Genomic DNA, 7,003 nt, shown 5'->3' with positions numbered 1-7,003 from the left:
CAAGCCACTCAAGCCGCGGAACAAGACCGGGTGCACGATAGGTTTGAACAACCTCTATCCCACCGCGCATAACGCCTGAATTAAGCCGAGCCGCGAAGCGGCTTCGGCTTGAATGAATTGTTAGGCGGCAAGCCGATCACTTGGCAGTGCCACCCGCTTGAACGGCCTGAGCCTGCGCTACCAGCCCAGCGACGTCAGTTTGCGTGAGTGTCTTAATCTCGTCGAATGCAGCCTGAGTGGCAGATTTCTTGCCAGTGCCTTCACCGTGTAATTGCATGTCCCCATCGGGATTGACGTACAGAATGAAGTAGAAAGGCAGGGCAGGATTGCCCTTGTCCGAGACAATAACGACAGAGCGCGAGTCATTGCAGGCATACACGAGCCATGCGGTTTTCCCGTAGGTCTTGTGCAGCGGGCCAACGTCGCAGTTGAGGTCGGGTGGCCGTTCTGCCTCAGTGGGTGCGGCGGCCCAGGAAGTGCTAGCTGCGAGGGCTAGAAATGTGGTCATCAAAAAGCGCATTGAACTTTCCATGCCGCCTAACGCCTGAGTTAAGCCGACCCGCTGCCGCAGCAACCGGAGAACGGCGGACGATCAGTTTGCGAGTCGTTCAAGACGAAGCCGCGAAGCGGGTTCGGCTTGAACGAATTGTTAGGCCGCCGATGGTGCCGTAGCGGTTGGGGGACGAGCAACTGTCCGCTTTGGGGACGAAGCCGGTCCAGTCGGGGCGCGCTTAGCGGACTCCGGGCGCATCCCGAGAATAAACTAACGAGGCCGGGAGACTTGGGTGTGTTGGAGCCATGGGCGCATACCGCGATTGCCTGGGCGCGCCGCGAGGAACTGGACGAAGGAATCAATGAGCGTAGCCAGTACGCCGGCACTCGCGAGAACCCACTCCGACGCTTTTGATTTGTGCGGCCTAACGCCTGAATTAAGCCGAACCGCGAAGCGGTTTCGGCTTGAATGAATTGTTAGGCCCCAGCTGTGTTGGAGCGAGGGGCCACTTTGCCATGGTACGCAGAATATGCAGCAAGGACATCATCAGGATTGAGCGCGGCGCCGTCAGCCAACTGCACAAGAAGTGGCTCCAGCCATGCTCGGACCAAGTCGAAGTGCCCGGGCCATGAGTGTAAGAGCTCAGCGGCAGAAACACGCGCAGCATGCGTGTGGTATCCGACACCCGACCAGACCCAGAACGGCCGGCTTGAGTCGGCGGGAGCGAAGTCAACACCGACGGTTTCGGCTCTTGCGACGGCTTGCTCTTTCGCGATTTCGTAGCTGATTTCGGACATGGGGCCTAACGCCTGAATTAAGCCGAGCCGCGAAGCGGCTTCGGCTTGAATGAATTGTTAGGCAACATGCCGGGGTGCCTGCAAGTACGCCAGCCCTTGAGCTGTTGCAATGAACTGTGCAGCACCCAGGCCTTGGGCCGGCCACGATACATGGCGGCGAAAGTGCCAGCGGCCGTGTTGCCGGATACGCCAGCGTATTAGACCAAGTGAAGAAAGCCTGCCGGTTATGCACAGGAGCTCTCCATAAGTCACGCCTCGAGGGTGGAACCTGCTGAGCACAAATGACGCTGTTTTGAAGGACACATACTCATCCTCGGCCATAGCCAAGGTTTGGTCTTCAATTTCAGCGAGGACGGACTTGCCCATGTTGCCTAACGCCTGAATTAAGCCGAGCCGCGAAGCGGCTTCGGCTTGAATGAATTGTTAGGCCGCCGATGTTGCCGGGAGAATTGGGGCGATGGCAACTACCTGCTTTTCGGTCCGTAGCCAGGACAGCCGGGGCGCGCTTTGAAGACCCTGAGCGCATCCCGGGAATCACAGGATGGAGCCGAGAGAATTTGGTGTGTTGGATCTGCGGGCGCATACCGCGATTGTCTGGGTGCGCCGCGAGGACCTGGCCGAAGGAATCAATGGGCGCAGCCAAAAATGCTGACACTCGCCTGAAGCCACTCCTTCTGCTTTTGAATTGCTTGCGGCCTAACGCCTGAATTAAGCCGAGCCGCGAAGCGGCTTCGGCTTGAATGAATTGTTAGCCCTTTGGCGGCTTGGCACGAGCAACGAGCTTTCCTTTACGGAGCAGCCGCTCAGAGCGCATGACATGCAAGATAAAGACGCGTTGTCCGTCATAGCGGTAGAAGACGCGGCACGGCGGCTCAACTATCTGGCGGTAGCGGGACCGCTTGAGTTCCTGGGGCCGACTGCCACTTTCCGGGTGATCTGCCAATTGCTCCACGTGGCCAATGATGCGCTTGACCAACTCCGCTGCCACGACTGGATTTTCGATGGCGATATAGTCGGCGATAGCGTCCAAGTCGCTCAACGCCGGCTCCGACCAGACTATTTCAGCCATCGCGCGAGGCGCGTCTTGGCTTGGGCGTGAGTAGCAACCCGGCCCTCAGCAATCGCAAGCTCGCCGCGAGCGATACCCTCCAGTACGGTCATGCGCTGCTGCATAAGCTGGTAGGTCTCAACATCCACGAGATATGCGCTCGGGAGGCCGTGCTGTGTGATGAGAATAGGCTCCTTATCTCGCTCAATGTCCGAGAGGAGTTCAGTCGCCTGACGCTTAAGGGTAGTGACGAGTTCTGTGCGCATGGAGTGACACTACAGTATCACTTTCAGTCGCGCAATAGTCGGTGAAAGGGCTAACGCCTGAGTTAAGCCGACCCGCTGCCACAGCAGTCGGAGAACGGCGGGCGACCAATTTGCGAGTCGTTCAAGACGAAGCCGCGAAGCGGGTTCGGCTTGAACGAATTGTTAGGCGCCGCCACGCTGCCCGCGACGACGCCATACCTGAAGCGCCCCAATGCCAAGGCAGATCACGGCCGGCCAGAACGTAAAGAAGAACAGCAGGCCGGGGCCAATTGGATTTGGGTTTGGATCCGGCCAGAGCCCGATCGCGGCAAGCAGAATAATGGCAAGCAGGGGTGTCCAGCCGAGCACTGCGATGATCGCGCCAATCTTGAAGAGCCGATTGCTCCAAAGGGCCTTCATCCGAGACCTCCACTAAGGCGCCTAACGCCTGAGTTAAGTGGAGCCGCGAAGCGGCTTCCACTTGAACGAATTGTTAGGCGGCCAGACTCCAAAGCACCGAAAACAACACCAACTATCCGGTTTCTCTGAAATGTACCGCCTGCCTGAAATCTACCGGCCGAAGCCGGGCAGGGCGAGTTTGCCAGATGGTAAGCCGCTCGCGTAGCGGGCGGCGTTGGGTGCGGGAATGAAAAGCTGGCACTACCGGATGCAGCCGTGCGCGATAGCGGACGGCGTGATGGAGCGAAGATGCCCGAACACTGGCTTGCGCCGCAAACCCGCCGTTGCGGAAATGCAGGGAGCCTTTTGCCGATAAAAGCCGGGCGCCGCCTAACGCCTGAATTAAGCCGAGCCGCGAAGCGGCTTCGGCTTGAATGAATTGTTAGGCGCTCAGCGAGGAGGCCCAAACGAGAAATTCTGCGCGGCAAGGGTGGCCACGATACGGCCATTAAACTTGCCCGGTACAAAGCGCCACTCTTTCATGGCAGCTAGGGCCGTATCCGTGAGAATAGGGGAGGTGCTCTCCAGGACAATCGGATCGTGAGCCAGGCCGTCTACTCCAATGATATAGCCGATTAATACCTTGCCATTGATGGGCTCTCCATCTGGCCCCAGAGGCGCATCCGGCAAGCCGCCGGCTATGGGCTGGGCCCGCTCCAGTGCAGGGGAGTCAGGGGCATCTGCAATGATGTACTTACAGCCGTACTGGCGCTTGATCTCTTGATCTCTTTGGAATGATTCAGGCGTAAGTCGATTCATCACCAATCGGGCCATTACATCGGCCTCACCCGCGGACTTGGAGTCATCACACGCCAAGCTAACGTGAGAAATGAGGAGCAGCGAGACAAGTACAAGAAGTCGCATAGATGCTTCCATGAGCGCCTAACGCCTGAATTAAGCCGAGCCGCGAAGCGGCTTCGGCTTGAATGAATTGTTAGGCCGCTAGCACGAAACGTTGAGCAACCGCTTTGCGGCTGTGCAGTTCATGGCGACCTCGCGAGCTTTGCCCTCCTTGGCATTGAATATGGTGAACACAAGGTAGTCCGTGGCATCGCAGCGCGCATGAATGCCTCCGTCCGTTGCCCGAACGGCTTTGGTAACACGCTTGCACTCCGGAAAGTTCTCTTTAATGACGCGGGATGCGACGCTTACGGCATCGCCCTTGGGAGCAGCACCGATTGCCAGGCCGGCAGCATGCGCCTGGCCAAGAGCGAGAACAGATAGAGACATGCAAAGAGCGGTCCGAGTGTTCACTGTCACCTCCCTAGGTTGGTTTCCAAGCGGCCTAACGCCTGAATTAAGCCGAGCCGCGAAGCGGCTTCGGCTTGAATGAATTGTTAGGCCTCACTGAGGACGACCTGCCGAAAGTGCTGTAACCACCTGCTGCCAGTCCTTCGCTCTACCATGCCGAGGCCATCCAAAGCAGCGCGAACGTCGAATGGTTTGCCCTCAAGCGCGGCCAGCGCCTGATTGTGAAGTAGGTAGGCGAGCCACGCAGCGGCACTCACCGGGCTATCGTCATCAGGATCGATGTGACCGGCGAGCAGAATGCGGAGCTCATATATTGCCGCAGCCAGTAGCCTTTTCTCGAGATCGATGTGGTCTGTCATGAGGCCTAACGCCTGAATTAAGCCGAGCCGCGAAGCGGCTTCGGCTTGAATGAATTGTTAGGCGCACTCCAGGGATGCGTCCTCGCGAGCGCCGTTGGCGAGGGCCCCAAACTCTGCAATGAAGTTGTCCAGCAAGACCGGCTCACTAACCAGATACATCTTTGCCTCACTAGCAACCTCTCCAACAGAGAATCCACTGAACTCAGACTGTTGGTGCGTGGAGATGTAGAGCTTACCGGGGGAGCGGAAATGCAGCCTCGCATGGAACGCCCCGTTAGCGTACTCCGGCCCGAACTCCCCAAAACGAATGTCTTTGATCCCGCCGTGAATATGATCCCTAAAGACTCTTAGCTGATTTGTCAGATCCCCTAGCTGGCCATGACCAACATAGGTGGTGGTGCAGAAGGACGATGCTTTGTCAGTCACGACAATGCGCAGCTCTACCAGATCGTCATCTGACCAGATTTTGGAAATGGAAATACCTTTCTGCATAGGTGCGCCTAACGTCTGAATTAAGCCGAGCCGCGAAGCGGCTTCGGCTTGAATGAATTGTTAGGCCGCAGCGCCACGACCTGCAATTGCCAACGCTTTTTCTGCCGAAAGCGGCCCGTTGATCTCTGGGTCTGTGCAAGCATCAAGATCATCAGCAACCTCTGGACTAGAGAACTCGACCCGCTCGGCCATTTGCAAAGCATCAGCAGTGTAGGCGAGCTCACCAGCAGTGAGTTGACCTGAGGCAAACAGGCGACAAAGAACTCCAAGCCCAGCCCTATCTAGAACCAGATCGACGTCCTCCGAGACAGCGACCGGTGCGGATCCTCCGCCGCCAAGGTGGCGAGTGTGCTCAGCCAACTCTGCGGCAATCTCGGCCGAATAGTCAGCTGCAGAGAGTGCACCAGAAATCAGGTTAGCTAACGAGCTAAGTTTCATGCGGCCTAACGCCTGAATTAAGCCGAGCCGCGAAGCGGCTTCGGCTTGAATGAATTGTTAGGCCGCGCCCGAGCTACCATCTGGCACTCGGTGACGTGGCCAGGATCTCATACAGCCCAAAAACATCATTGCCATCAACGCCGGGATCGCCGATGGCATAGAGGGTGCCAAAAACTGCCTCATACGCGGTGCAGCGGTTGATCAAGCAAAGATCCTTGGCAGACACGCCGGCAGCCAACGCACGTTCAATGGCAGGGCCGACGTCCGCAAAGGAGGCATCAGGCTGGCGCTTGCAGTTGGCGATGATGTTGTCGAGCGTAGATGGGTCATCTAGCGGATTGATGATCTCCTGCCACAGGTGCTCGGTCAGCTCTTCTCTCGTCGGCATGAAGGTCTCCTAGCGGCCTAACGCCTGAATTAAGCCGAGCCGCGAAGCGGCTTCGGCTTGAATGAATTGTTAGGCGCGGTGCTAGTAGCAGCCGTAGGCCGTACAAGTCTTGCTGTACGTGTTGCCTTTGCTGTCGGACCCTGAGTAGGTGGTGGTGCTACCGTTCTGGCGAGTCTGGCCAGAGAAAGAGTTGCCATTGGAATCATAGCCAGACTGATACGTGGTGTTGCCAATGCGCTGGCTGTTAGAACTCCAAGAGTTGCCCTGAGCATCGTTGCCGGTTGTGTAAGAGTTATTGCCGATGCGCTGGGTGGACTGATTCCAAGATGAGCCGGTTTGCGTGTTGTATCCGCTGGTGTACGTGGAGTTGCCAATTTTCTGGGTTGTGTACGTGCTGCCGTTGGCATCGGTGCAAGTGCGGTAGGAGCCAGTGCCGTAGCAGCCAGCGGCTGCGCTGCCAGAGAATGCCAGAACAGCAAGGCCAGCCAAAATGGAAACCTTCATAAATCCCCCCGGATTGATTGGAAATGCGATCTTACGCTCACGGCCGCCGTGATGCTGGGGCCGCGCCTAACGCCTGAATTAAGCCGAGCCGCGAAGCGGCTTCGGCTTGAATGACTTGTTAGGCAATGGTGCCTGAGATGCTGGACGACTTGGGAAAGCCGACCACGAACACCACTGCCGCCAGCCAAAACAGTACCAGAAGCGACGGATGGGCTTTAGCGGCCAAGCTGGATGCGCGGAGCGGCCGAAGCGACCGGAAGTTGGAGTACGAGGACGGTCAGCTCGAACGGCGAAGCGGTGAGCCCGCCGGTGCGGGAAAAGCCGGTGCCGCTGTCCGGAGCCGACACTGCACGCTGCGATGGACTAGCCGAAGGAACAACAACGACGTTGTTTCTGCACCAGGGCCTAACGCCTGAATTAAGCCGAGCCGCGAAGCGGCTTCGGCTTGAATGAATTGTTAGGCCGCCGATGGTGCCGTGAAGGTGGGGGCGCCGGCAACTCACCGCTCTCCGGCCCGAAGCCCGGATAG

Annotated in this window: 10 protein-coding genes; all 10 read right to left on the bottom strand. The window is 57.9% G+C overall.

Annotated elements, in window-relative coordinates; genetic code table 11:
- Positions 1-136: 136 nt before the first annotated feature.
- Positions 137-520, bottom strand: a complete 384-nt coding sequence (locus tag ACFPN1_RS16025; RefSeq protein WP_386756224.1) for a hypothetical protein — start codon at positions 518-520, stop codon at positions 137-139.
- A gap of 1,518 nt (positions 521-2,038) precedes the next feature.
- Positions 2,039-2,359 carry a type II toxin-antitoxin system RelE/ParE family toxin gene (locus ACFPN1_RS16020; RefSeq protein WP_386756223.1) on the bottom strand — a complete coding sequence of 107 codons (321 nt, stop codon included), beginning with the start codon at positions 2,357-2,359 and terminating at the stop codon, positions 2,039-2,041.
- Positions 2,347-2,604 (bottom strand): type II toxin-antitoxin system prevent-host-death family antitoxin, encoded by a 258-nt coding sequence (locus ACFPN1_RS16015; RefSeq protein WP_386756222.1) that lies wholly within the window; start codon positions 2,602-2,604, stop codon positions 2,347-2,349. Before ACFPN1_RS16015 ends, ACFPN1_RS16020 begins: the two co-directional genes overlap by 13 nt.
- A 162-nt stretch (positions 2,605-2,766) precedes the next feature.
- Positions 2,767-3,003: a hypothetical protein gene (locus ACFPN1_RS16010; protein WP_386756221.1), complete on the bottom strand. Its 237-nt coding sequence runs from the start codon at positions 3,001-3,003 to the stop codon at positions 2,767-2,769.
- A gap of 429 nt (positions 3,004-3,432) precedes the next feature.
- On the bottom strand, positions 3,433-3,801 hold the full coding sequence (locus ACFPN1_RS16005; protein ID WP_386756220.1) for an energy transducer TonB: 369 nt from the start codon (positions 3,799-3,801) through the stop codon (positions 3,433-3,435).
- 578 nt (positions 3,802-4,379) lie between these two features.
- Positions 4,380-4,652, bottom strand: a complete 273-nt coding sequence (locus tag ACFPN1_RS16000) for a hypothetical protein (protein ID WP_386756219.1) — start codon at positions 4,650-4,652, stop codon at positions 4,380-4,382.
- Between the two features lie 57 nt (positions 4,653-4,709).
- Entirely contained in the window at positions 4,710-5,144 is a 435-nt protein-coding gene (locus ACFPN1_RS15995; protein ID WP_386756218.1) for a hypothetical protein, read from the bottom strand.
- A gap of 60 nt (positions 5,145-5,204) precedes the next feature.
- Positions 5,205-5,582, bottom strand: a complete 378-nt coding sequence (locus ACFPN1_RS15990; protein WP_386756217.1) for a hypothetical protein — start codon at positions 5,580-5,582, stop codon at positions 5,205-5,207.
- Positions 5,583-5,655: 73 nt separating this feature from the next.
- Positions 5,656-5,970: a hypothetical protein gene (locus ACFPN1_RS15985; RefSeq protein WP_386756215.1), complete on the bottom strand. Its 315-nt coding sequence runs from the start codon at positions 5,968-5,970 to the stop codon at positions 5,656-5,658.
- 81 nt (positions 5,971-6,051) lie between these two features.
- The gene (locus ACFPN1_RS15980; protein WP_386756214.1) at positions 6,052-6,474 is read right to left on the bottom strand and encodes a hypothetical protein; all 423 of its coding nucleotides are present in this window, start codon (positions 6,472-6,474) and stop codon (positions 6,052-6,054) included.
- Positions 6,475-7,003 lie beyond the last annotated feature (529 nt).

It is taken from the genome of Lysobacter yangpyeongensis, from assembly GCF_042655745.1.
In the GTDB taxonomy this organism is placed as follows: domain Bacteria; phylum Pseudomonadota; class Gammaproteobacteria; order Xanthomonadales; family Xanthomonadaceae; genus Agrilutibacter; species Agrilutibacter yangpyeongensis.
The sequence above is the reverse complement of the archived record's forward strand: the minus strand, read 5'-3'. Positions and strand labels throughout refer to the sequence as shown.